We start from the raw sequence: 23,781 nt of genomic DNA, 5'->3' as shown, positions 1-23,781 counted from the left end.
CGCACGCCGTTCAGAAGTCGTAACGCGCCCCCAGGGCGATGGAGCGGCCCGGTTCCAGCAGCGGCGTCACGGTGGTGAACTCCTGGCCGTAGGTGGCGCGGTCCGCGTAGGCCTCGTCGTTGAGGTTGTCCACGGACAGCCGCAGGGTCAGCGGCCGGATCGGCCGGTACTCCGCGTACACATCCACCACGGTGTAGCCCTCCTGCTTGGCGCCGCTGCTTTCCACGTCGTCGTTGTCCAGGGCGAACTCCGCGCTCAGGCCCAGCTCCAGCGGCCAGGCGGGCACCGCCACCACCCCGTTCAGGGTCACCAGCTCGCCCAGGGGCGCGGTGAAGTAGCTGCCGTCGTAGGAGGTGGCCGCTTCGCCGTCCTTCTCCGAATCGATGCGCGCGTAGGCCACCGACACTTCCCCCAGGCGGCCGTGGAAGCCCAGGGTCAGGTCGTAGCCGTCGATGTCGAAATCCGCCACCGCCGCCGGGTCGCCGCTGTACACCGGCACCCGGCCGTTGGCGATGCGGGTTCGGAAGCGGTTGGCCTCGGCGAAGAAGCCGTTCCAGTTGGCCTTGAAGCCGAAGGTGTGGTTGTGGGCTTCCACCGCCGTCAGGTTCCGGTAGTCCCAGGCGCCGTTGAGGATGTAGTTCTCGGCCAGGACCACGCCGCCCCAGACATCGGCGTAGCCGGCGTTCAGGGACAGGTGGTCGGTGAGCTGGAATTCACCGAACACATTGCTGCTCACGCCGCTGTCGTCGTGCCTGGAGTCGTCGGTGCCGGTGAAGCGCTGGTCGTCGTAGCGCGCCCCATAGGAGAGCGTCAGCCGGTCGTCCAGCAGGGGCTGGCGGATCTGCAGGAAGACGCCGGTGTTCTCCGCCTGTTCTTCCAGATCCGGGTTGATGTCGTCCTTGAAGGTGGCGCTGTCGTCGTAGTAATCCACCCCGCCGGTGACGGCGGCGAAGCCGGTGTAAAAGACGTTCTTGGCGGAGGCGGACAGGCTCTCGGTGATGCCGGTGTAGACCACCTCCGTGCCCGGCGCTGACAGCGGCACCTCGCGGGTGTCCAGTTCGGTTTCGCCGTGGGCCACGGTGAGGGCCGGGTTCCAGAAGCCTTTGCCGGTGTCGCGGCGGTAATTGAAGGCGGTGTTGCGGCGGGTCAGGTCGTAGACCCGGGATTCCGGCACCGGCCGGCCGCCGTCCAGGCCGGCGAAGTTGGCCCGGTAGGGGCGGGCGGCGTCGTCGTTGACCACCTCGTGGCTGAGCTCGAAACGGCCCGCCCGGTCGTTCTCGTAGGCCAGCTTGGCCAAGCCGCTGACCAGGGCCGGGGCGGTGAAGCGCACGGTGTCGCCGTTGCCGTCCTCATAATCGTTGCCATCGGTGTGCTTGGCGTAGCCCAGGGCCTCGAAGCCGTCCTGGCGGCCGAACAGGGCGCCGGCGCCGGTCAGGGCATCGCCGTTGCTGGCATAGCGTCCGTCCAGGAAGCCCCCCAGTTGATCGCCGGGGGCCAGCAGGTCGCCCACGTCCACGGTTTCGTAGGCCAGGCTGCCGCCCAGGGCGCCGGGGCCGTCGTCCGCCGCCGCCACGCCGGCGGAGGCGCGCGCCGTTTTCAGCAGGGACGGGTCGATCAGATTGGTGGCGTTGTGGTGGAACACCTTGTTGTTCTGGCGGGCGCCGTCCACGGTCACGTTCATGGCGGTTTCCTCCACGCCGCGCACATAGACCTTCTGGTTCATGGGGATGGAGCCGCCCACGGCCACCGAGGCCTCCTTCTTGAACAGGCCCTTCACGTCCCCGGGGCGCAGCGCCTCGATGGTGGCGCGGTCGTAGTCCAGGGAGCGGCGCGCCTCCGGCACCGCCGGCGCGTTCACGGTAACCGGATCGAGCCGGCCGGCGCCGCTGTCGGAGCGCGCGTCCTTGAGGACGTAGCTGCCGTCGCCCCGGGGTTCCGCCACCAGGCCGGTGCCGGCCAGCAGCCGGTTGAGGGCTTCCCGCGTACCGTAGCGGCCGCGCAGGCCGTCGCTGCGCTTGCCCGCCGCCAGTTGCAGGTTGCCGGCGATCAGCGCGCCGGACTGTTCCGCGAAGCGGCTCAGCACCGCGTTGAGCGGGCCGGCGGCGATGTTGTACTGGCGGCGCTGCTCCTGGTCGGCGGCGGCCGGTTGCGCCTGGGCCGGGGTGAACGCCAGGGGCGCCAGCCCCAGGGTGGCGGCGAGCATCAGGGTGGGCAGGCGGCGGGCCTGGCCGGAGAATGAATATGGCACGGTGTCTCCTGTTGTTGTCGGTTCCCGATCCCCGTCATGGCCCTTTCGGGCCGGGGTATACCGACGTATCGAACAGGGGAGGCAAAAGCGGAAAATTATTTTTCCGGCGCCCGTGGGCGGACCTCGGTCCAGCCGGGCAGGGGGTGCGTCACCTGGATCGGCAGCACCGCTTCCAGCATCGCCAGGGCCTGGTCCGTGTCGGTGAGCGGGAAGCCGCCGAACACGCGCAGGTCGGCCACCGCCGGCGACACATTGAGGTAGCCATGCCGGTAGCGGGCCAGCTCGGCGAGCAGGTCGGCCAGGCGGATGTCGTCGGCGGCCAGCACGCCCCGGTGCCAGGCCTCCCGGGCCGTTTCCACCGGGCGCGGCGGGTCGATGGCGTGATCCGAGAAACGGGTCTGGCGACCGGCGGGGATCACCCGGCGCCGGCCCTCGGCGGTGACGATTTCCACCCTGCCTTCATGGACCGCCACCAGGGTGTGGTGCTCGTCCAGGCGCACCGTGAAGCGGGTGCCGAGGGGGCGCAGGGAACCCGCCGGCGTGTCCACCCGCACCGGCCCGCCGGTCTCCAGCAGCATCTCGCCGCGCAGCAGCCGCAGTAGGCGCACCGGCCCGTCCGCCTCCACGCCGTCCACCGCGCTGTCGGTGTTCAGCCACAGGCGGCCGCCGTCCGCCAGGGTCCAGGCGCGGATCTCGCCGACGCCGGTGCGGTAGGGCGCGCTCCAGACCGCCAGCCGCTGCTGCACCGCGTCCGTGCGCCAGCCCGCCCAGCCCAGGCCGCCGGCGCCCAGCATCAGTGCCAGGCCCTTGAGCAGGGCGCGCCGGCGCAGCCGGTTGTCCCGGGCGCGGCCGAGGGTGGCGTCGGCCTGGGCCGGATGGTCGCCGGTGGCGGCCTCGAACTGTTGTTGAATCCGTTCCACCAGCGCCCAGCCCTGGCGGTGGGCCGGGTGTTGCGCCAACCAGTGGCGCCAGCGCCGGGTGTCCTCGCTGGAAGCGTCGCCGGAGCGCAGCAGGGCGAACCAGTCGGCGGCCTGGCTGAGCACCTCCGGGTCCGGGGTGGCGTGGCTCATGGGGCACCGTCCTCCGGCGTCAGCCGGGCCTGCAGGCGCAGGCAGGCGAGCATGGCCCGGGACAGATAGTTGCGCACGGTGCGGTCGGTGACGCCCAGGCGGGCGGCGATGGTCTTGCCGTCCAGGCCGTGCACCATGGACAGAATGAACGCCCGGGCCACCGGCGCCGGCAGCCGCTTGAGCATGGCGTCCACCTCCATCAGGGCTTCCACGGCGGTGGCGCGCTGCTCCGCGGAGGGCGCCTCCAGGTCCGGGTTCAGCGCCAGGCTTTCCAGCCAGGCGCGCTCGATCTCCCGGCGCCGCCACAGGTCCACGCACAGGCCCCGCGCCATGCGGCTCAGGTAGGGGCGGGCACTGTCATGGTCCAGGGAGCGGGGCCGCGCCAGCAGGCGCAGGAAGGCGTCCTGGGCCAGGTCGGCGGCGTCGTCCGCGTCGCCCAGACGGCGCTGCAGCACGGCGCGCAGCCAGCCGTGGTATTCGCTGTACAGGGTTTTCACGGAAAGGGGTTCCCGCGTCGCGCCGGACATGATCCCGCCCCCGGGGTCTGGTTGGTATTTATTTCGGTGGGAGTCTAGGTGAGAATGGGTATCATTACAATAATGTATGGCGATGTGACGCCGTTCACCATGGGAAATGTGAACCCTGGGCGTTTCGTTCGTCTATAGGAAGTAGAGAAACAAGGAGGTAGCGGTAATGAACCGAGAACGCCGGGCCCTGACGCGGGCCGGACTGAAAGCCACGGCGGCCCGGGAGCGGATCTTTCAGTTGCTGGAGTCGGCGCTGCCGGAGCGCCACCACCTGAGCGCCGATGATATCTATGCCCGCCTGCGCCAGAGCGGCGAGCGCATGGGCATTTCCTCCATCTACCGGGTGCTCACCGACCTGGAGGACGCGGGTCTGGTGCATCGGCATCACTTCGACCGGCACACCATGGGGCGCAGCCTGTTCGAGCTGGCCGATGGCGCCGCGCACGATCACATGGTGTGCGTGGAAACCGGCCGCATCCTGGAATTCCAGGACCCGCTGATCGAAGCCCGGCAACGGGCCATCGCCGAACGCCACGGCTTCGAGGTGGTGGGCCGCAAGCTGGTGATCCGGGTGCGCCGCGCCGGGGCGTGATCAGCCACCGCCCGCCGCCTTCGCCAGCTGGTCGGTGTCCACGCGCACGAACACCGAGTCGGCGGTGGCGGTGAGCACATCGCCGGCCCACACCTCGCAGATCACCCTGGTTTTGCGGCCCACGTCGCCTTCCACCCAGGCTTTCAGCCGCAGCGGCACGCCCATGGGGGTGGGTTTCAGGTAGCGGATGTCCAGCCGGCCGGTGACGCAATTGATCACCGGGTCGCTCCCCGGTTCCCGCTGCTCGGCCCGGTAGTGCCAGGCCATGGCGGTCCAGTTGGAGTGGCAGTCGATCAGCATCGCCAGCAGGCCGCCGTACACCAGCCCCGGCCAGCCGGTGAATTCCTCCGCCGGGGTATGGGTGGCGATCACATGGCGGCCTTCCTCGTCCCAACGACTTTTCAGGTGCAGCCCGCTGGGGTGGGCGCTGCCGCAGCCGTAGCAGACGCCGTCCGGATGGCCCTGGTCCTGCAGGGCGGGGGAGAGTTCGTTCATGGTTGGGGTCCCGTAGCCAAGGGTTCCCGTCTTGCTCACGGCGGGAACGGTTCTTATGATCGGATGCTCTTCGCAAGCGCCGCATAATAACGAGGATCACGCAGCATGAGTACGGCCCTGTTCCGCCGCGACGGCGACCGGTACCACCCTTCCGAGAACGCCCAGGGGCCGTGGAGCCCGGATTATCTGCACGGTGGTTCACCGGCCGGCTTGCTCGCCTCGGCCCTGGAACCGGCGGGCACCGAGGGCGGCCTGCGGCTGGCGCGCTTTACCCTGGATCTGCTGCGGCCGGTGCCCACCGCGCCGCTCACGGTGCGCGTGGAAACCGTGCGTGGCGGCCGCCGTTTGCGTCTGCTGCAAGGCGATCTGTTCGCCGGCGACGTGCTGGTGTGCCGGGCCACGGCGCTGTACCTGGAACAGGTGCCCCTGGACGTGCCGGAAGCGGCGCGCTTCGAACCGGGCGGCTTGCCGCCCCGGGAGCCGGGGAGCGAGGCCAGCCTGGCGGAGATCGCCGCGCGCGGTGACCGGGATCCTTTCCCCTTGCCGGGGTTGCATCACACCGTGGCGGTGAGTCTGGTGGACGGGGTGGAAGGCCGGGGACGCGGGCGCGTCTGGATGCGTCTGCCGGTGCCGGTGGTGGAGGGGGAGACCTGCTCACCGTCGGTGCAGGCGGCGACCTTGTCGGATTTCGGCAACGGCGTGGGCCAGCTCCAGGTCAATGACGACACCGGCAGCATCAACGCGGACATCAGCTTGTATCTGCACCGCGCTCCGCAAGGCGAGTGGCTGGGCCTGGACGCCCGGGCCCGCATGCAGCCCAACGGCAACGGTTTGGTGGAGACCACGCTCCATGACGAGCGCGGTCCCGTGGGCCGTGTTCTGCAGGCGACCCTGGCGATGCCGGTGTACGGCGGGTAACCAGCCGATCCGAGCGTTACTCGACCTTGCCCAGGTAATCGGCGAAGCGGCCCTTGTTCATGGCCATGCCGGCGCTCAGGGTTTCGGCTTTTTCCTTGGCAGCGTCCAGATTGCCGGCGCCGCCCACCTGGATCACGCCCACCATGCCCAGGGGCATGTGCGGATCGCACTGGTAGAGGTACACGCCTTCCTTGGACAGGGTCACGGTGACTTTTTCATTGAGCTGCCCGGTCCAGGCGTCGGCGCCGTCCGGGGTGAATACGGCGTGGCTGTTGTGGGCCGGGTCCTCGGGCACGAAGGTGACGGTGTCGCCGGGGGCCACCTTCAGGTAGCCGGGTTCGAACACCATGGTGCCGTCGGCGCCCTGGTTCTTCATGTGGACTTCGTGATCGGCGGCCAGCGCCGGGGTGGCGGCGGCCATCAGGCCGGAAACCAGAACGGCCAGGGCGGAGCGGGAAACGCGCATCGATGAACTCCTCGACAGGAAAGCGGTAAGTGATATCCATGTTATAGAGGCACGGCTTTTCGCCCATGATCCAGGTCAAGCCGGGGGCCGTTCGAGGGGGCCTATTTGCCGGCGCGGCGGAGCGGTATGATGGCGGCTTCATTGGCCGGCAATCCGAAGGAGCCCACGTGACGGACATCGACCAGGCGGTCCGGGCGCTGGCCCGCGATCTGCTCGACCATGGCCTGAAGGTGGCCACCGCGGAATCCTGCACCGGCGGCGGCATCGCCCAGGCGCTCACCGAGGTGGCCGGCTCCTCGGACTGGTTCGAGCGCGGCTTCGTCACCTACTCCAACGACGCCAAGATGGAAATGCTGGGCGTGGCCGCCGCCACCCTGGAGCGCCACGGCGCGGTCAGCGAGGCCACGGTGCTGGAAATGGCGCGCGGCGCGCTGACCCGCTCGCGGGCGGATCTCAGCGTGGCGGTGAGCGGCGTGGCCGGCCCCGGCGGTGGCACCGACGACAAGCCGGTGGGCACGGTGTGGATCGCCTGGGCCCAGGGCCCGGACTGGTCCCGTGCCGAGGTCTTTCATTTTCCCGGTGACCGCGCGGCGGTACGCCGGGCCACCATCGCCGCCGCCCTGGACGGCCTGCGGGCGCGCCTGGCGGCGTGATCACGGCCGGGGGTTGCAGCCCGGCCAAACACTGCCCATAATGCTGTCCAAATAGACAGTGCTGGTCATCGGGTCAGGACGGATGGCTGTAACCACGGTGGGCGGCACACGGAATCGAAGAGGGGTTCACCAATGAGCGACAAGAGCAAGGCACTGTCCGCGGCGCTGTCCCAGATCGAGCGTCAATTCGGCAAAGGGTCGGTGATGCGCATGGGCGACCAGAAGCGCGAGCGTATTCCCGCCATTTCCACCGGGTCCCTGGGGCTGGACATCGCCCTCGGCATCGGCGGCCTGCCCAAGGGCCGGATCGTGGAAATCTACGGCCCGGAATCCTCCGGCAAGACCACCCTGACCCTGAGCGTGATCGCCCAGGCCCAGAAGAAAGGCGCCACCTGCGCCTTCGTGGACGCCGAGCACGCCCTGGACCCGGACTACGCGGAGAAACTGGGCGTCAACGTGGACGACCTGATCGTGTCGCAGCCGGACACCGGTGAACAGGCCCTGGAAATCACCGACATGCTGGTGCGCTCCGGCGCCGTGGACGTGGTGATCGTGGATTCCGTGGCCGCCCTGGTGCCCAAGGCGGAAATCGAAGGCGAGATGGGCGACGCCCACGTGGGTCTGCAGGCGCGGCTGATGAGCCAGGCGCTGCGCAAGATCACCGGTAACGTGAAGAACGCCAACTGCATGGTCTGCTTCATTAACCAGATCCGCATGAAGATCGGCGTCATGTTCGGCAACCCGGAAACCACCACCGGCGGTAACGCTCTCAAGTTCTATTCCTCCGTGCGCCTGGACATCCGCCGCATCGGCGCGGTGAAGCAGGGCGACGAGGTGATCGGCAACGAGACCCGGGTGAAGGTGGTGAAGAACAAGGTATCGCCGCCGTTCAAGCAGGCCGAGTTCCAGATTCTCTACGGCCAGGGCATCAATCAGCTCGGCGAGGTGCTGGACCTGGGCGTGCAGCAGGGGCTGGTGGACAAATCCGGCGCCTGGTACGCCTACCAGGGCGACAAGATCGGCCAGGGCAAGCAGAACGCCTGCGATTACCTGGCCGAGCATCCGGACGTGGCCCAGGCCATCGAGAAGGAAATCCGCGCCCGTCTGCTGGCGGTCCCCGGCGACCAGCCCGCCGAGGCCGACGAGAAGTCCGAAGCCACGGATGAGTGAACGGCGTGACGGGGCCGGCGACGGCCCCGTGGACGAGGCCACGCTGCGTCAGTACGCCATCAAGCTGCTGGCGCGGCGGGACCACGCCCGGTCCGAACTGGCCCTGAAAATGCGCCGCAAGTTCGGCGACGAGGCGCCGCTGGAGGCGGTGCTGGGCTGGTGCGAGGAGCACGACTTTCTGGATGACCGGCGCTTCGCCGGTTTTTTCGTGCGTTCGCGCATCGAACGCGGCCAGGGGCCGTTGCGCATTCGCGCCGAGCTGCGCGAGAAGGGCGTGGCCGAGCCCCTGGTGGCGGAAGCCCTGGACGAGACCGACTGTGACTGGTTCGCCCTGGCCCGGGAGGTGCACGGGCGCCGCTTCCGGCAGGCGCCGGCGGATCGCAAGGAAAAAGCCAAACAGCTGCGCTTTCTGCAATCCCGTGGCTTCGACGCGGAGCAGAGTTTCGCCGCCCTGGACGCTTTCGAGGATTAAGGCGCTTCCCCATGGAATACCTCGCCGACCCCTGGCTGGTCGCCGCTCTGCTGGGCTCCGGCGTGATCGCCGGTTTCATCAATACCCTGGCCGGCGGTGGCGGCCTGCTGATCCTGCCGTTGCTGATGCTCACTGGCATGGGCCCGGCCCTGGCCAACGGCACCATGCGCGTGGGCGTGCTGATGCAGTGCCTGGAAGGCGTGCGCCAGTTTCACCGCCACGGCTCCATGCCGTTCGGTACCTTGCCCGGCATCCTGATTCCCACTCTGGCCGGGGCGCTGCTGGGCAGCCTGGCGGCGTCGTTTCTGCCCACGGACATTCTCGAACCGGTGCTGCTGACCACCCTGGTGGTGATGGCGGTGATCATGGTGGTGAAACCGGCCACCCTGGTGGCCGGGCCCGACGAGGCGCCCCGCACGCTGGCGTCCACGCCGGCGGCCTGGGCCGGGTTGTTCCTCACCGGCGCCTACGGCGGTTTCGCCCAGGCCGGGGTGGGCTTTCTGCTGATCGCGGTGCTGGCCGGCCAGCTGCGCTACGACCTGGTGCGCACCAATGGCCTCAAACTGGCCATCACCGCCGGCTTCACCGTGCTGGCCCTGAGCATTTTCGCCTGGCGCGGCCAGGTGGCCTGGCTGCCGGGGCTGCTGGTGGGGGCGGGCATGCTGCTGGGGGTGCGCCTGGGCGTGGGCTTCGCCCACAAGGTGTCCCAGAAGGTGCTCAAGTGGATCCTGCTGGTGATGGTGGTGCTGGTCTGCACCGCCGCCTTTTTCAAGTAACCGGCCCCATCGCAACCGCTCCGGGACAACGCTATACTGCCGTTCCCCAATTTCCGGTAAGTGTTTGTTCCGTATGAAGAGCGCTGAGATTCGCCAGGCCTTTCTCGATTACTTCGCCCGCCAGGGCCACGCCAAGGTGCCGTCGTCCTCCCTGGTGCCGGAGAACGACCCGACCCTGCTGTTCACCAACGCGGGCATGAACCAGTTCAAGGATGTGTTCCTGGGCCGCGAGAAGCGGGACTACACCCGCGCCACCAGCGCCCAGCGCTGCGTGCGCGCCGGCGGCAAGCACAACGACCTGGAAAACGTGGGCTACACCGCCCGCCACCACACCTTCTTCGAGATGCTGGGCAACTTCAGCTTCGGCGACTACTTCAAGCGCGACGCCATCCGCTTCGCCTGGGAGTTTCTCACCGTGGAGCTGGGCCTGCCGGCGGAGCGCCTGTGGGTGACGGTTCACGTCTCCGATGACGAGGCCGCCGACATCTGGCTCAAGGAAATGGGCGTCAGCGCCGAGCGCTTCTCGCGGCTCGACGAGGACAACTTCTGGCAGATGGGCGATACCGGCCCCTGCGGCCCCAGCTCGGAGATTTTCTACGACCACGGCGCCGACGTGCCCGGCGGCCCGCCGGGTTCCGAGGACGGCGACCTGGACCGCTACATCGAAATCTGGAACCTGGTGTTCATGCAGTACGACCGCCAGGACGACGGTGAGCTGCAGCCGCTGCCCAAACCCAGCGTGGACACCGGCATGGGCCTGGAGCGCATCGCCGCGGTGCAGCAGGGCGTGCACTCCAACTACGAGATCGACCTGTTCCAGAACCTGCTCAAGGCGGCGGCCAAGGCCACCGGTTGCGACGACCTGGAAGAGAAATCCCTGCGCGTGATCGCCGACCACATCCGCTCCGCCGGCTTCCTGATCACCGACGGCGTGGTGCCTTCCAACGAAGGGCGCGGCTACGTGCTGCGCCGCATCATCCGCCGCGCCCTGCGCCACGGCCACAAGCTGGGCCAGGACAAGCCGTTCTTCCACACCCTGGTCCAGGCACTGGTGGACGAGATGGGCGACGCCTATCCGGAGCTGGCCCGGGAACAGGCGCGGGTGGAAAAGGCCCTGCTCGCCGAGGAAGAGCAGTTCGGCCGCACCCTGGCCGCCGGCATGAAGGTGCTGGAAAGCGCCATGGCCGACCTGAACGGTGACACCCTGCCGGGCCGGGTGGTGTTCCAGCTCTACGACACCCACGGCTTCCCGCCGGACCTGACCGCCGACGTGGCCCGCGAGCGCGGCCTGGGCGTGGACATGGAAGGCTTCGAGCAGGAGATGGAAGCCCAGCGCCAGCGGGCCCGGGGCGCCGGCGCCTTCGGCAACGATTACAGTGACCGGCTCAACATCGACGCGGTCACCGATTTTTCCGGCTACGAAAAGCACCAGGACCAGGCCGAGGTGGAAGCCCTGTACCGCGACGGCGAGGCGGTGGACCGCCTGGACGCCGGTGACACCGGCATGGTGGTGCTCAAGCGCACGCCGTTCTACGCCGAGTCCGGCGGTCAGGTGGGCGACCGGGGCGTGCTGGCCGGCGACGGCGCGCGCTTCGACGTGGAAGACACCCGCAAGCGTGGCCAGGCGCACATCCACGTCGGCACGGTGCGCGAGGGCGCCCTCAAGGTCGGCGACAACGTCGACGCCTACGTGGACCTGGAGCGCCGCCGCGCCATCATGCGCCACCACTCCGCCACCCACCTGCTGCACGCCGCCCTGCGCCAGGTGCTCGGCGAGCATGTGCAGCAGAAAGGCTCCCTGGTGGCGCCGGACTACCTGCGCTTCGATTTCTCCCACGGCGAAGCGCTCAGCGCCGAGCAGCGTGACCAGATCGAAACCCTGGTGAACCGGCAGATTCTCGCCAACGCCGCCGTCACCACCGAACTGATGGACATGGACGCGGCCAAGAAGGCCGGCGCCACGGCCCTGTTCGGCGAGAAATACGCGGACGAAGTGCGGGTGCTGACCATGGGCACCGACGGCTTCTCCAAGGAACTGTGCGGCGGCACTCATGTGCAGCGCACCGGCGACATCGGCCTGTTCAAGATCACCCTGGAAACCTCCGCCGCCGCCGGCGTGCGCCGCATCGAGGCGGTCACCGGGGAATTCGCCCTGGCCGCCGTGCGCGACCAGGAGCGCGCCCTGGAGGAGATCGCCGCCACCGTGAAGAGCAGCCCGGAGCTGGCCGCCGAGCGGGTCGGCGCCCAGGCCCGCCGCCTGCGCGAGCTGGAGAAGGAAGTGGAGCGCCTCAAGCAGAAGCTGGCCTCCGGCGCCGGCGGCGACCTCACCGCCGAGGCCCGCGAGGTGGGCGGCGTCAAGGTGCTCGCCACCAAGGTGGACGGCGCCGACGCCAAGACCCTGCGCGTGACCATGGACAAGGTGAAGGACAAGCTGGGCTCGGCGGTGATCCTGCTGGCCGCCGCCGACGGTGACAAGGTGGCCCTGGTGGCCGGCGTCACCAAGGACCTCACCGACCGGGTCAAGGCCGGCGACCTGATGAAGCACGTGGCCGAGCAGGTGGGCGGCAAGGGCGGTGGCCGCCCGGACATGGCCCAGGGCGGTGGCAGCGACGCGGCGGCCCTGCCGGCGGCGCTGGAAGGGGTCCACGGTTGGGTGCAAGAGCGGCTCTGAAAACCCATCGCGGCTGAAGCCGCTCCTGCCAAGAAGATACTGTAGGAGCGGCTTCAGCCGCGATACCCCGCGCCTCCGGGGCCTTCACATGAAACCCCGGCGCGAAAATGCTATCCTTTCGCGCCCCTTTTTGCAGAAAAAGTCATTTATGGCACTCATCGTTCAGAAATACGGCGGCACCTCGGTCGGGACCGTCGAACGCATCCAGGCCGTCGCCGAACGGGTGGCGCGCTTCCAGGAACGGGGGGATCAGGTGGTCGTGGTGGTCTCCGCCATGAGCGGCGAAACCAACCGCCTGATCGAGCTCGCCAACGGCGTCAGCGACCAGCCCAGCACCCGCGAGATGGACGTGCTGGTGTCCACCGGCGAGCAGGTGACCATCGCCCTGTTGTCCATGGCGCTGCAGCAGCGCGGCGTGGACGCCCGTTCCTACACCGGCTGGCAGGTGCCGATCCGCACCGACCACAGCCACTCCAAGGCCCGCATCGAGGACATCGATGAGAACAAGATGCGCGGCGACCTGAACGCCGGGCGCGTAGTGGTGGTCGCCGGCTTCCAGGGCATCGACGACGACGGCAACATCACCACCCTGGGCCGGGGCGGTTCCGACACCACCGCCGTGGCGCTGGCCGCCGCCCTGCAGGCCGACGAGTGCCAGATCTACACCGACGTGGACGGCGTCTATACCACCGACCCGCGGGTGGTGGACAACGCCCGCCGTCTGGACAAGATCACCTTCGAGGAAATGCTGGAAATGGCCAGCCTCGGTTCCAAGGTGCTGCAGATCCGTTCGGTGGAATTCGCCGGCAAATACAACGTGCCGCTGCGCGTACTGTCCAGTTTTCAGGAGGGCCCGGGCACCCTCATTACCGTCGACGACGAGGTGGATATGGAAAAGCCGGTTATTTCAGGCATCGCTTTTACCCGTGACGAAGCAAAGATCACCGTGCGCGGCGCGCCGGACACCCCGGGCATCGCTTTCAAGATCCTGGGCCCGGTGAGCGACGCCAACATCGAAGTGGACATGATCGTGCAGAACGTGGGCGCCGACGGCGCCACGGACTTCACCTTCACCGTGCACCGCAACGACTTCGCCAAAGCCAAGGAGGCCCTCAAGCAGGCCGCCGAGGAACTGGGCAACCCGGAAATCATCGGTGACGACAAGATCGCCAAGATCTCCCTGGTGGGCGTGGGCATGCGTTCCCACGCCGGCGTGGCCAGCAAGATGTTCGAGACCCTGGCCGCCGAGGGCGTCAACATCACCATGATCTCCACGTCCGAGATCAAGGTGTCCGTGGTGGTCGCCGAGAAATATTTGGAACTGGCCGTGCGCGCTCTGCATCAGGCCTTCGAACTGGACCAGCCGGCCGCCTGAGGTGGCCCCGCGCCGGCCCCTGGCGGGGCCGGTGGCGGATTCCCCACGGCGGGAAGACTTTGCCGGTTTGATCCTGCATAATGCGGCCTTCGTACCCGGCGCGAGAGAGGGATTCGCAGGTTTGACCGAGGTGCGATAAAGCGCTCACTGAACAATCTGATGGACCCAGGAGGGATTTTCCATGCTGATACTTACGCGCCGCGTCGGCGAGACGCTGATGGTTGGCGATGACGTCACCGTCACCGTGCTCGGCGTCAAGGGCAATCAGGTCCGCATCGGCGTCAACGCGCCCAAGGAAGTCGCCGTGCACCGGGAAGAGATTTACCAGCGCATTCAGCACGAAAAAACCGGCGACGGCAGCGAGAATGTGTAATTTTTGGGCTGTATTTTCCAGCTAAGCTGGTATCATGCGCGCCAATACAGTTCCGGAGAGGTGGGTGAGTGGCTGAAACCAGTTCCCTGCTAAGGAACCATACGTATTACTCGTATCGAGGGTTCGAATCCCTCCCTCTCCGCCAGACACAAAAAAGCCCGGGCTAAGCCGGGCTTTTTTGTGTCTGGCGGAGAGGGAGCACTTCATTCGAACCCTCCGGTTCGACCGAACGGCGCGAAGCGCCGTGAGGGGCGTCGCCGCAACGCGGCGACGGGGCGCAGCCCCGAGCGAAGCGAGCCAATCCCTCCCTCTCGGCGCGCGCAGCGCGCCCAAGCGTTAGGAGCGCCCCCCACACGCCGAATCGCGACTGAAGCGGAACGCCGCCCGGCCGCTCCTACAGAACCACGCCCCCATACCCCCATTCACCAAGCCTTCACAATATCCATACACCTCTTCACGGCGAAACGTCGTACAAACGTACCAATCACTGCACCCGACAACACAAGAGCAAGAGGGCAGGACGATGACGAGCGACGTATCCCGGTATTCACCGGCGGCCTGGCTGTTGGCCGCCGTTCTGGCATTGAGCGCCTGCGGGGGTGGGGGCGGTTCCGGCGGCGGGGGAGGGAGCGGCGATGGCGCCGATCCCACCCCCAACCAGCCCGAGGAAGAGGTGCCGGACCGTTTCACCGAAGGCCGCACCTTCCGGGTGGAGCCGGGCCCGGACGCCACCGCCGACATGGTGGACGCCATGATTCGCCTCAAGCCCCGCGACACCCTGGAATTCGGCTGCGGCTACTTCGAGCTCGACGAGGGCCTGCTGATCCAGGCCACCGAGAACGTGCGGGTAAAAGGCTGCGGCAAGGACAAGACGGTGCTGTCGTTCCGCGACAGCGTCAACGTCACCGGCCTGGAGGCGCTCAACGTACGTGGCCTGGTGGTGGAAGGCATCACCATCCTCGATTCCCCCGGCGACGCCTTCAAGCTCAAGGGCGTGAAGTGGGGTACCCTGAGGGACGTGCGCGCCCTGTGGTCCGGCGGTGGCGGCGCCATCACCGGGGACAACTACGCCCAGCGCATCAACGTGGCCTGCACCGCGCCGCCGTTCAACCAGGGTGACCCGGCGCCGGACTACGTGCCCAGCTCCGACAGCGGCCGCTACGGCATCTACCCGGTGGAATCGGAGAACATCCTGGTGGAGGATTCGGAATCCATCGGCGCCTCCGACGCCGGCATCTACGTGGGCCAGACCAACACCGCCATCATCCGCGACAGCCGCGCCGCCTATAACGTCATGGGCTTCGAGATCGAGAACGTGCAGGGCGGCGAGTACGACAACAACGTGGCCGAGTGCAACACCGGCGGCTTCCTGATCTACGACCTGGAGAACATCACCCAGTACGGAGACACCTCGGTGATGGTCAATAACCTGGCGCGCAACAACAACACCTACAACTTCGCCCACAGCGGTCTGGTGTCCGTGGTGCCGCGTGGCGTGGGGTTCATCACCCTGGGCTACGACAACATCGAGGTGTTCGACAATGTGTTCGAGGACCACAGCACCGCCGCCGTGCTCTACATCAGCTATGAACTGATCGACGGCCCCGGCAACACCGCCGACAAGAAGCTGGACCCGTACACCGAAGGTCTGCACATCCACGACAATGTGATGACCAACTCCGGCTACGACCTGCCGCCGCCGGACCTGCAGAAAACCCTGGCCGGCGACATCGAAAGCGTGCTGCCCACCCTGATCGGCCTGAAGAACCTGCCCACCCTCAACGACCCCACGGAGCTGCTTTCCAGCCTGCGGAATCTGGCCAACCTGGGCCGGGGCGCGCACATCATCTGGGACGGCCTGCGTGACGATCTGGACGCGGATTGCCCCTACCCGGTGGACGCCCAGGGCAACCCGGTGCCCAGCGACGACAACGGCAAGCCGATCCACACCAACGAGCACCCCAATCCGTCCTGCCACTACAACGCCTACAAGTTCGACGACCAGGGCGAGCGCAAGCTGCCCACCTGGGGCTCCTGTTTCCATGACAACGAGCTGTCCGACGACAGCGCCCCCTATCTGAACTTCCACGGCACCGACGGCCTGGAGCTGGTCATGGGCCTGCTCGACCAGGACCTCTCGATCCTGACCCCGGGCGGTCTGGTGGACATCATCGGCGGCCTGTTGAATTTCCCCTCCGACACCCGGCTTGAGGACCACGACTGCCAGGCGCGCTTCGGCCGCGTACTGGAGCCGTTGCCCCGGGTGGAGATCCCGCCGTTCGAACCCAGCGGCGACTACGACCCGGCCACCACCGAGGAATACACCAACCACCTGTGCGAGCAGGAAGTGGCGGAGGGCGAAATCAACCGCGCCGCCCTGGAAGTGGATTGCCCGCGCCTGGAGCAGTACAACCTGTTCGCCGACGCGGACGATCCACGCAGCCTGCCCCACGAGGGCGGCGTGCCCTTCGTGCTCAACACCAAGCTGTTCTCGGATTACGCCACCAAGTACCGGGTCGCCTTCATTCCGCCCGGCGAGCAGGCGGTGTACCGGGACGGCCAGGATGGCAATAACGTCAACGGCGCCATCGACTTCCCGGTGGGCACGGTGATCGCCAAGACCTTTGCGTTCACCGACGAAGCCAACGGCAGTGAGGAACTGGTGGAAACCCGCCTGCTGATCAAACGCACCAGCCAGAGCGGCAAGGCGTTCTGGGCCGGGCTGCCCTACATCTGGGAGCAGCAGGACGGCGAGATGGTGGCCCGCTTCGCCCCCGGCGGCGGCAGCCGGGCGGTGCACTGGCACTACCGGGACGCCAACACCGGCCAGGTGGTGAGCGGCGAGACCGCCGGCTATTCGGTGCCCAACGCCAATCAGTGCATCACCTGCCACGGCAACGACGACCGGCCCGGGGGCAGCGCCCCCATCGGGCCCAAGCCCCGCAACCTGAACCGCGCCTACCAGCCGGAAAGCAGCTTCATGGGCACCGCCGGCCAGGCCGGCTTCCCCCGCGTCAACCAGCTCCAGTACTGGATCGACCAGGGCCTGTTGGCCGGCGCCCCGGACCTGGAACTGGACGGCCAGGGCGTGGCCACCAACATCGAGCGGCTGCCGCGCTGGAACGTGCCCGGTGACGGCGGCGCCAGCGCCCATTCGGCGGCGGACGTGGAGCAGCGGGTACGCGCCTACCTGGAAGTGAACTGCCAGCATTGCCACAACGACAAGGGCGCCGCCTCCAACACCGGCTATTACCTGGATCACTACCGGGCCGTGGACGCCGGCTATGGCATCTGCAAGAAGCCCACCGCCACCGGCGGCGGCTCCTGCGGACGCCAGCACGTGGTGGTGCCGGGCAGCAGCGCCGACTCCATCGTCGCCTGCCGGCTGGCCGCCGAGAACGACCCGCAGCGGATGATGCCGCCGATTGCCCGTAGCGTTGCCCACGACGAAGCCTCGGCGCTGATGAACCAGTGGATCGACACCGTGGTGGACGGCGAATACACCAACGCGGGCGGCTGCGCCAACTGACTATTGAGTGCTTTCCTTGCTCCTCCTCCTCGGGCGGCCTTCGGGCCGCTTTTTTTATTCAAGTTTATTGGCTTTTCGCCGATGTCATGGCTGTATTCCGGGCGCCGTGAAGGTGCCGCCGGGAGAAGCCTAATTCCTTGATTTGCATTAAGAAAACGGCGATCTGTCGGGAAATCGTCGTGATTCGGAAGTAGGCTGCGGATCATTACCAAGCTGGTGGGAGACAAACATGAAGTGGCTCGACGACCTGACCGTGAAAAGCAGCTGGAGCCTGGTGCTGGCGGCCTTCACCCTGATGGTGCTGCTGATCGGCGGGGTGAGTGGGTACGCCAACCACCACAACGGGGAGGCCTTCGAGGCGCTCGACCAATTGCACGCCGAACGCACCGAAACCCTGCGCGGCGCCTACATCGAGCTGTTGCGCCAGGAGCGTGGCCTGAACGCGGACGCGGCGGCGGCGCAAGCCGACACCCTGCTGGCGGATTCCGGCGACCAGGTGCGCACCCGGGTGGATGAATTCCATGCCATGGCGGGCCGTCTGGACGCGGTGCTGGCCACGGTGCTGCTGGCGTCCCTGGGCCTGGTGGCGGTGGTGCTGTGGGGCATCACGGTCAATGTGCTCCAGCCGTTGCGGCGGGTGGCCGCCCATTGCGAACGCATGGCCGCCGGGGATCTGTCCGAGCCGGTGGAGCGCCGGGGCAACAATGAAATCGGCCAGCTCTACAACGGTCTGGGCCGGATGCGCGACAATCTGGCCGCCATCGTCGGCCAGGTACGCACCAGCAGCGACACCATCCATGCCGGCTCCCGGGAAATCGCCGCCGGCAACACTGATCTGTCCGCCCGGTTCGAGCAACTGGCCGCGTCCCTGGAACAGACCTCGGCGAGCATGGAAGAGCTCACCGCCACCGTGCAGAACAATGACGAGCATGCCCGCCAGGCGGACGATCTCACCCAGGGCGCCAGCCGGGTGGCCCATCGCGGCGGCGAGGCGGTGCGCGAGGTGGCCGCCACCATGAGCGGCATCCGCGACGGTTCGGAACGGATCCAGGAGATCACCGGCCGCATCGAGGGCATCGCCTTCCAGACCAACATTCTGGCGATCAACGCCTCGGTGGAAGCGGCCCGCGCCGGCGACCACGGCCGCGGCTTCGCGGTGGTCGCTTCCGAGGTGCGGCAGCTGGCCCAGAATACCGCCGGGCTGGCCAAGGAAATCCGCACCCTCATCGAGGACACGGTGCAGCGGGTGGGGCAGGGCGCCGAGCGGGTCAACCAGGCCGGCGAAACCATGTCGGAGATGCTCGCCTCCGTGGACCGGGTCACCGAGATCATGGCGGCGATCCGGGTCGCCTCCGGGGAGCAGACCCAGGGCATCGAGCAGGTGGGTCGCGCGGTGGTGGAAATGGATCGGGTCACCCAGGACAACGTGGCGCTGGTGGCGGACGCCGCCAAGGCCGCCGACCGGCTGGAAGCCCAGGCGCGCACCCTGCGCCGGGAGATGGCGGTGTTCAATCTTACCGCCGAGGGCGAGGAGGCGGAGCCGGCGGAGGAAGGGGCGCCGGCCCCGGTGCCTGCCTAGCCGGTTGCTCTAGAGGCCTTCGGCCAGGCCTGTGAGAGCGGCTTCGGTGTCGTCCCAGCCCAGGCAGGCATCGGTGATCGAGACACCGTAATCCAGGTCCGGGCCCAGGGCCTGGTTGCCGCCGTGCAGGTGGCTTTCCAGCATTACCCCGGCCACGGTGCGGTCGCCGGCGCGGCGCTGGGCGAGCACTTCGTCCAGTACCGCCGGCTGGCGGGCCGGGTCCTTGCCGCTGTTGGCGTGGCTGCAGTCCACCACCAGACGCGGGTTGAGGCCGGCGCTTTCCAAGGCGTCCCGGGCCGCCGCCACGCTGGCGGCGTCGTAGTTGGGGCCGCGCCGGCCGCCACGCAGCACCAGATGGGTGTCCGGGTTGCCGGCGGTCTGGATCAGCGCCGGGTGGCCGTGATCGTCGATGCCCAGATGGGCATGGGGATGGGCGGCGGCGCCCATGGCGTCCCGGGCGGCGCCCAGCTCGCCGTCGGTGCCGTTCTTGAAGCCCACCGGCAGATCCAGGCCGCTGACCATCTCCCGGTGAATCTGGGATTCCGTGGTGCGCGCGCCGATGGCCGCCCAGCTCAGGGTGTCCGCCAGGTAATCCGCCGCCAGCGGGCTGAGCAGCTCGGTGGCCACCGGCAGGCCCAGGGCCACCAGATCCAGCAGCAGCGCCCGGGAGCGGCGCAGCCCCTCGGCCAGGTCGCCGCGGCCGTCCAGATGGGGATCGTAGAGCAGGCCTTTCCAGCCCACGGTGGTGCGCGGTTTTTCCACGTAGGCGCGCATCACCAGCAGCAGGCGGTCGCCGAGCCGGTCATTGAGCGCCTTCAGGCGGCGGCCGTACTCCAGGGCGGCGTCCCGGTCGTGCAGGGAGCAGGGCCCGGTGATCACCAGCAGGCGCGGGTCGTCGCCGCGCAGGATGGCGCGCACCTGGTCGCGATGGGCGCGGACCTGGTCGGCCAGCGCCGGGGTCAGCGGCAGGGCCTCGCGCAGGGCGGCGGGGCCCGGCAGGGGGTGGGCCCGTCGTGGGGCGGATGAGACGTCCGTGTCATCGCGGACGGCGGCAAGACTGGCGTTCATGTGATCCTTCCTTCCTCTGAAAACCTCTGAAAACAAAAAACCCCCGGTGGGTCGCCAACCGGGGGTTTTCTGGGTCTTCGGCAGGCGGCCCCAACGGGCGCGCCTGGCCGGGTACGGTCAGGCGCGCGAGCGGCTAAACCAATACCCGAAGAAGTTACCGGCACACGCCACCGCCACCGGTAAGCCGGCAGTGGTGAAAGCTCTGTTATGGCGTGCGTCGATCATGTCTTTCTCCAAAAGGATGCTGGCAGAGTACCCCAGCGAGAGAGGCAAGACAATACCGATGACCCCACCCCGTAGGAGCGGCTTCAGGGGCCGATACGGGGCATCACGGGGTCAGGGTCAGCTTCTCCGGCAGGCGCTCCGCCTGGCGGCGGTCGTGGGTGACCATGATCAGCACCCGGTCCGCCAGTTCGCTTTGCAGGGTTTCGAACAGGGCGTCGGCGGTGGCCGGCTCCAGGCCGGTGAACGGCTCGTCGAGCAGCACCACCGGGCTGTCGCGCAGCAGCACCCGGGCCAGGGAGAGGCGCCGGCCCTGGCCGCCGGACAGGTGCAGGCCCTCGGTGCCGATCCACAGGTCCAGGCCGCCGCGCCGGTGCACCAGGTCCGCCAGCCGGGCCTGCTCCAGGGCCCGCCACAGGGTGTCGTCGTCGGCGTCCGGCCGGGCCAGGCGCAGGTTGTCGCGCAGGGTGCCGGTGAACAGTTGCTGGCGCTGCAGCAGCAGGCTGAAGCAGCGGCGCCAGGCGTCGCCATCGGCCTGCGACTGGGCCACGCCGCCGAAGCGGATCTCGCCGCCGGTGGGGCGCTGCAGGCCCATCAGGCAGTGCAGCAGGGTGCTCTTGCCGGCGCCGCTGGGGCCGACGATGGCCAGCGGCGTGCCGGCGCGGACGTCCAGGTCCAGGTGCTCGAACAGCGGCGCCTGGCCGGGCCAGGCGAAGGTCAGCCCCCGGGTGGCAAGCAGGCCGTCCGGCGCCGGCGTCCGGTCGCCTTCGGCGGCGGCCCGGGGCAACGGCGCTTCGGTGAGGCCGGCCAGCCGCGACACCGTGGAACGGGTGTCCGACCAGCCCTGCCAGGCCGGTGCCAGCGGCAGGGTGACCTCGGCGGCGGCCAGCACCAGCAGCATCAGCGCCAGGGCCATGGGCGCGTCCACGGCGCCGTCCTGGACCGGCCCGATCAGCAGGAGCAGCATGCCCACCGCCAGCCATTGCATCAGACTCTGGATCAGGGTCTGGGCCAGCGCCTGGCGCCAGGCCAGCCGGTGTTCCAGGTCCGCCAGGCCGGCCAGGCGCTCACGCCACTGTTTCAGCAGGGTGGGGCGCAGGCCGTAGGCGAGCACGTCCGGCAGGCCGTTCAACGCCTGCACCAGATCGCCGCGCAGCCGTTCGCGCTCCTCGGCCCGTTGCCGCAGCGGCGCGTCGGAGACCCGCGCCAGGCGGACCAGCAGGGCGGTCATCAGAACAAACCCGATGAGCAGCGCCAGAGCCGCCAACGGGCCGGCCAGGGCATAGCCGGCCACCAGCAGCACCAGAGCGGTGGCGGCGGCCACCAGGGTCGGTTGTCCCTGGCCCAGCCAGGCGTTTTCCAGGCGCTCCACATCGCCCAGCAACCGCTCCAGCAGGTGGCCGGTGCTCAGGTGTGAAAGGGGGCCGGGCACGCGCGGCAGGATGGCGCCGAACAGCCGGGTGCGCAGGCGCTGCATCACATGGAAGGTGGCGTCGTGGCTCACCAGCCGCTCGAAATAGCGCGACACGGTGCGGCCCACCGCCAGGGCGCGGATGCCGGCGCTGGGCGCCAGCAGGTTGAAGGATATGGCGCCGATGCCGCCGGCGGCCAGGCCGGCCAGGGCGGCGGCGCTGATGAACCAGCCGGACAGGCCGAGCAGCGCCATGGCCGCCAGGGCGGTGGTCAGCGCCAGTAGCCAGGCGTTACGCAGGCGCCGGCCCTCGCCCTTGAACTGCTGGCGCAGCCAGTGGCGCGGGGATATATCGTGATCACTCATGGGCCTCTCCTCCCAGCCACACACTCCGGTCGGCCAGCGCCGCCAGGGCCGGGGAGTGGGTGGCGATCACCAGGGTGCGTTCGCCCTTGCGGGCGGCCAGGGCGGCGACGATGCGCGCCTCCAGGTCCTCGTCCAGCTCCGCGGTGGGTTCGTCCAGCAGCAACAGCGGCGCCGGGCTGAGCAGGGCCCGGGCCAGCGCCAGCCGCCGGCCCTGGCCGCCGGACAGGCCGCCGCCGTTTTCGTCCAGGGGCGTGGCCAGGCCGGCGGGCAGGTCCGCCAGGCCGCAGTCGGCCAGCACGTGCTCCAGGGCGGCGTCGTCAGCCTCCGGGGCCACCAGGCGCAGATTCTCCGCCACCGTGCCGTGCAGGAACCAGGGGTGCTGGCCGGCCCAGGCCAGCCGGCCGGTGGCCTGATTCAGCCGGGGTGCCGGCCGGCCGTCGTGGAGCACCTGTCCGCCGTCCGCCGGCAGCAGGCCGGCGATCACCTTGAGCAGGGTGCTCTTGCCGGTGCCGCTGTCGCCGCGCAGCACCAGGCATTCACCGGCGGCCACCTGGGCATCCAGGCTCTCGAACAGCGGCTCGCCCTCGCCGTCCGCGTAGCGGAAACTCAGCCCTTCCAGCGCCAACGCTGCCTTGGATGGGGCGGTAGGAGCGGCCGGGTGGCGTTCCGCTTCCGCCGCGATCGGCCCGGCGGATGGGGTCGCGTCGGTGTCAGTGTGGTCGGCCAGCAGCGGCGCCAGGGTGTCGGCGGCGGCCTGGGCGGCGGCCCGGTCGTGGTAGCCGGCGGCCAGCTGGCGCAGCGGTTGGTAGAACTCCGGCGCCAGCAGCAACAGCCACAGGCCGGTGCCGAAATCCAGCGCCGGGCCGGGGCCGAAGGCCACCAGGTTGAGCAGATGCAGGCCCACGTAGAGCGCCACCAGCGCCACCGAGAGGGCGGCGAACAGCTCCAGCACCGCCGAGGTGAGGAAGGCGATGCGCAGCACCTTCATGGTGCGGCGCCGGTACTCGCCGTTGGCGATGTCCACCGCCTGCCGTTCCGCTTCCTCGCGGGCGAAGGCGCGCAGCGTCAGCACGCCGCGCAGGCGGTCCAGGAAGTAGCCGCCCAGGAAGCGCAGGCTTTCCAGTTGCCGGTCGGCGGCACGCTGGGCGCCGGTGCCCACCAGCATCATGAACAGCGGAATCAGCGGCGCGGTGCACAGGAAGATCAGCCCCACCACCCAGTCCACGGCGAACGCGGCCACCAGGAACAGCAGCGTGGCCAGGCTGGCCACCCGCCGCTGAACGGCGAAGCCGGCGTGGTAGCGACCCACCGCCTCGGCCTGTTCCAGCAGGGCGGTGCTGGCCTCGCCCGGGGTCATGGCGCCGCCGGCGCCGCGCAGTAGCGCCCCGGCCACCCGCTCACGGATCGCCAGGCTGATGTCGGCGGCGGCGCCGGCGCTGAAGCGGGCGCGGGCGGCGCCGGCCAGGGCGCGCACCGCCAGGGTCAGCAGCAACAGGGCCGCCGGGGTCCACAGCCGGCCCTGGCCGGCCAGCAGGTTGGCGGCCAGCCAGGCCAGCAGGGCCGCTTGCAATAGTGCCAGGGGCGCGTCGGCCAGGGCGGTCAGCAGCAGCCGCTTGAGCATGCGCGGGGCGTGGCGGCGCTGGTCCGCGAGCCACCCGGCCGGGTCGGCTTGATGTGGATCAATGGACATGGTGCTAGTTGGTTCCACTTTGCTCAACGTAACGTGAAGGGGCTCGGATGCGATGCTATTCTGACGATGGTGCCAGGGGCACGGATCGGAGGCGGTCAATGGTAGACGTG

Annotated in this window: 19 protein-coding genes and 1 tRNA gene; 12 read left to right on the top strand and 8 right to left on the bottom strand. The window is 68.8% G+C overall.

The window, feature by feature from the left end; all coding sequences use genetic code 11:
* Positions 1–10: 10 nt before the first annotated feature.
* The 3 genes from HMJ39_RS13210 to HMJ39_RS13200 all read right to left on the bottom strand — a co-directional run bounded on the left by HMJ39_RS13210 (position 11) and on the right by HMJ39_RS13200 (position 3,845).
* Positions 11–2,248: a TonB-dependent receptor gene (locus HMJ39_RS13210; RefSeq protein ID WP_323370901.1), complete on the bottom strand. Its 2,238-nt coding sequence runs from the start codon at positions 2,246–2,248 to the stop codon at positions 11–13.
* 95 nt (positions 2,249–2,343) lie between these two features.
* Positions 2,344–3,318: a FecR domain-containing protein gene (locus HMJ39_RS13205; protein WP_194297681.1), complete on the bottom strand. Its 975-nt coding sequence runs from the start codon at positions 3,316–3,318 to the stop codon at positions 2,344–2,346.
* Positions 3,315–3,845, bottom strand: a complete 531-nt coding sequence (locus tag HMJ39_RS13200) for a sigma-70 family RNA polymerase sigma factor (protein ID WP_194297680.1) — start codon at positions 3,843–3,845, stop codon at positions 3,315–3,317. The genes HMJ39_RS13205 and HMJ39_RS13200 overlap by 4 nt, the downstream gene beginning before the upstream one ends.
* 166 nt (positions 3,846–4,011) lie before the next feature.
* Here HMJ39_RS13200 and HMJ39_RS13195 point away from each other — a divergent pair, with 166 nt between their 5' ends.
* The gene (locus HMJ39_RS13195) at positions 4,012–4,437 is read left to right on the top strand and encodes a transcriptional repressor (protein ID WP_194297679.1); all 426 of its coding nucleotides are present in this window, start codon (positions 4,012–4,014) and stop codon (positions 4,435–4,437) included.
* Here the strand turns inward: HMJ39_RS13195 and HMJ39_RS13190 are convergent, their stop codons facing one another.
* On the bottom strand, positions 4,438–4,932 hold the full coding sequence (locus HMJ39_RS13190; RefSeq protein WP_161384984.1) for a PaaI family thioesterase: 495 nt from the start codon (positions 4,930–4,932) through the stop codon (positions 4,438–4,440).
* A 105-nt stretch (positions 4,933–5,037) separates the two neighbouring features.
* Between HMJ39_RS13190 and HMJ39_RS13185 the strand changes: the two genes are divergently transcribed.
* On the top strand, positions 5,038–5,850 hold the full coding sequence (locus tag HMJ39_RS13185; protein WP_194297678.1) for a thioesterase family protein: 813 nt from the start codon (positions 5,038–5,040) through the stop codon (positions 5,848–5,850).
* 16 nt (positions 5,851–5,866) lie between these two features.
* Here HMJ39_RS13185 and HMJ39_RS13180 read toward each other — a convergent pair whose 3' ends face one another.
* Complete coding sequence (locus HMJ39_RS13180; protein ID WP_194297677.1) at positions 5,867–6,316, bottom strand: pseudoazurin; 450 nt, start codon at positions 6,314–6,316, stop codon at positions 5,867–5,869.
* Positions 6,317–6,483: 167 nt separating this feature from the next.
* Here HMJ39_RS13180 and HMJ39_RS13175 point away from each other — a divergent pair, with 167 nt between their 5' ends.
* The 10 genes from HMJ39_RS13175 to HMJ39_RS13130 all read left to right on the top strand — a co-directional run bounded on the left by HMJ39_RS13175 (position 6,484) and on the right by HMJ39_RS13130 (position 18,914).
* Positions 6,484–6,969, top strand: a complete 486-nt coding sequence (locus tag HMJ39_RS13175) for a CinA family protein (RefSeq protein ID WP_256245180.1) — start codon at positions 6,484–6,486, stop codon at positions 6,967–6,969.
* A 132-nt stretch (positions 6,970–7,101) separates the two neighbouring features.
* Positions 7,102–8,139 (top strand): recombinase RecA, encoded by a 1,038-nt coding sequence (recA, locus tag HMJ39_RS13170; RefSeq protein ID WP_161384981.1) that lies wholly within the window; start codon positions 7,102–7,104, stop codon positions 8,137–8,139.
* Positions 8,132–8,611 carry a regulatory protein RecX gene (locus tag HMJ39_RS13165; protein ID WP_194297675.1) on the top strand — a complete coding sequence of 160 codons (480 nt, stop codon included), beginning with the start codon at positions 8,132–8,134 and terminating at the stop codon, positions 8,609–8,611. The genes recA and HMJ39_RS13165 overlap by 8 nt, the downstream gene beginning before the upstream one ends.
* Positions 8,612–8,622: 11 nt before the next feature.
* Positions 8,623–9,387: a sulfite exporter TauE/SafE family protein gene (locus HMJ39_RS13160; RefSeq protein ID WP_194297674.1), complete on the top strand. Its 765-nt coding sequence runs from the start codon at positions 8,623–8,625 to the stop codon at positions 9,385–9,387.
* Positions 9,388–9,460: 73 nt separating this feature from the next.
* Positions 9,461–12,058, top strand: coding sequence for an alanine--tRNA ligase (alaS, locus tag HMJ39_RS13155; protein ID WP_194297673.1), 2,598 nt, complete (start codon positions 9,461–9,463; stop codon positions 12,056–12,058).
* A 148-nt stretch (positions 12,059–12,206) separates the two neighbouring features.
* Complete coding sequence (locus tag HMJ39_RS13150) at positions 12,207–13,433, top strand: aspartate kinase (protein ID WP_194297672.1); 1,227 nt, start codon at positions 12,207–12,209, stop codon at positions 13,431–13,433.
* 181 nt (positions 13,434–13,614) lie between these two features.
* A complete protein-coding gene (csrA, locus tag HMJ39_RS13145) occupies positions 13,615–13,806 on the top strand; it encodes a carbon storage regulator CsrA (RefSeq protein ID WP_161384976.1) in 192 nt (63 codons plus the stop codon).
* A gap of 54 nt (positions 13,807–13,860) precedes the next feature.
* Positions 13,861–13,951: transfer RNA gene (locus HMJ39_RS13140), tRNA-Ser, on the top strand.
* 378 nt (positions 13,952–14,329) lie between these two features.
* Entirely contained in the window at positions 14,330–17,335 is a 3,006-nt protein-coding gene (locus tag HMJ39_RS13135) for a parallel beta-helix domain-containing protein (protein ID WP_194297671.1), read from the top strand.
* A 229-nt stretch (positions 17,336–17,564) separates the two neighbouring features.
* Complete coding sequence (locus tag HMJ39_RS13130; protein ID WP_194297670.1) at positions 17,565–18,914, top strand: methyl-accepting chemotaxis protein; 1,350 nt, start codon at positions 17,565–17,567, stop codon at positions 18,912–18,914.
* Positions 18,915–18,923: 9 nt separating this feature from the next.
* On the opposite strand, the gene HMJ39_RS13125 is transcribed toward HMJ39_RS13130, so the two are convergent.
* From HMJ39_RS13125 to cydD, 3 genes are all read right to left on the bottom strand, one after another.
* Entirely contained in the window at positions 18,924–19,982 is a 1,059-nt protein-coding gene (locus tag HMJ39_RS13125; RefSeq protein ID WP_194297669.1) for a 3-deoxy-7-phosphoheptulonate synthase, read from the bottom strand.
* 328 nt (positions 19,983–20,310) lie between these two features.
* Positions 20,311–21,981 carry a thiol reductant ABC exporter subunit CydC gene (gene cydC / locus HMJ39_RS13120; RefSeq protein WP_194297668.1) on the bottom strand — a complete coding sequence of 557 codons (1,671 nt, stop codon included), beginning with the start codon at positions 21,979–21,981 and terminating at the stop codon, positions 20,311–20,313.
* Complete coding sequence (gene cydD / locus HMJ39_RS13115; protein WP_194297667.1) at positions 21,974–23,671, bottom strand: thiol reductant ABC exporter subunit CydD; 1,698 nt, start codon at positions 23,669–23,671, stop codon at positions 21,974–21,976. The genes cydC and cydD overlap by 8 nt, the downstream gene beginning before the upstream one ends.
* Positions 23,672–23,781 lie beyond the last annotated feature (110 nt).

The sequence above is a fragment of the Alloalcanivorax profundimaris genome, assembly GCF_015265435.1.
Taxonomy (GTDB): Bacteria; Pseudomonadota; Gammaproteobacteria; order Pseudomonadales; family Alcanivoracaceae; genus Alloalcanivorax; species Alloalcanivorax profundimaris.
This window is presented reverse-complemented; position numbering and strand designations above follow the sequence as displayed.

Bases quoted from the DNA above. Each gene is read 5' to 3' on its own strand.
- alaS (WP_194297673.1), top strand. From the start codon at position 9,461: ATGAAGAGCGCTGAGATTCGCCAGGCCTTTCTCGATTACTTCGCCCGC.
- HMJ39_RS13205 (WP_194297681.1), bottom strand. From the start codon at position 3,318: ATGAGCCACGCCACCCCGGACCCGGAGGTGCTCAGCCAGGCCGCCGAC.
- HMJ39_RS13200 (WP_194297680.1), bottom strand. From the start codon at position 3,845: ATGTCCGGCGCGACGCGGGAACCCCTTTCCGTGAAAACCCTGTACAGC.
- HMJ39_RS13160 (WP_194297674.1), top strand. From the start codon at position 8,623: ATGGAATACCTCGCCGACCCCTGGCTGGTCGCCGCTCTGCTGGGCTCC.
- HMJ39_RS13180 (WP_194297677.1), bottom strand. From the start codon at position 6,316: ATGCGCGTTTCCCGCTCCGCCCTGGCCGTTCTGGTTTCCGGCCTGATG.
- HMJ39_RS13185 (WP_194297678.1), top strand. From the start codon at position 5,038: ATGAGTACGGCCCTGTTCCGCCGCGACGGCGACCGGTACCACCCTTCC.
- HMJ39_RS13165 (WP_194297675.1), top strand. From the start codon at position 8,132: ATGAGTGAACGGCGTGACGGGGCCGGCGACGGCCCCGTGGACGAGGCC.
- cydC (WP_194297668.1), bottom strand. From the start codon at position 21,981: ATGAGTGATCACGATATATCCCCGCGCCACTGGCTGCGCCAGCAGTTC.
- csrA (WP_161384976.1), top strand. From the start codon at position 13,615: ATGCTGATACTTACGCGCCGCGTCGGCGAGACGCTGATGGTTGGCGAT.
- recA (WP_161384981.1), top strand. From the start codon at position 7,102: ATGAGCGACAAGAGCAAGGCACTGTCCGCGGCGCTGTCCCAGATCGAG.
- HMJ39_RS13135 (WP_194297671.1), top strand. From the start codon at position 14,330: ATGACGAGCGACGTATCCCGGTATTCACCGGCGGCCTGGCTGTTGGCC.
- cydD (WP_194297667.1), bottom strand. From the start codon at position 23,671: ATGTCCATTGATCCACATCAAGCCGACCCGGCCGGGTGGCTCGCGGAC.
- HMJ39_RS13130 (WP_194297670.1), top strand. From the start codon at position 17,565: ATGAAGTGGCTCGACGACCTGACCGTGAAAAGCAGCTGGAGCCTGGTG.
- HMJ39_RS13190 (WP_161384984.1), bottom strand. From the start codon at position 4,932: ATGAACGAACTCTCCCCCGCCCTGCAGGACCAGGGCCATCCGGACGGC.
- HMJ39_RS13125 (WP_194297669.1), bottom strand. From the start codon at position 19,982: ATGAACGCCAGTCTTGCCGCCGTCCGCGATGACACGGACGTCTCATCC.
- HMJ39_RS13150 (WP_194297672.1), top strand. From the start codon at position 12,207: ATGGCACTCATCGTTCAGAAATACGGCGGCACCTCGGTCGGGACCGTC.
- HMJ39_RS13195 (WP_194297679.1), top strand. From the start codon at position 4,012: ATGAACCGAGAACGCCGGGCCCTGACGCGGGCCGGACTGAAAGCCACG.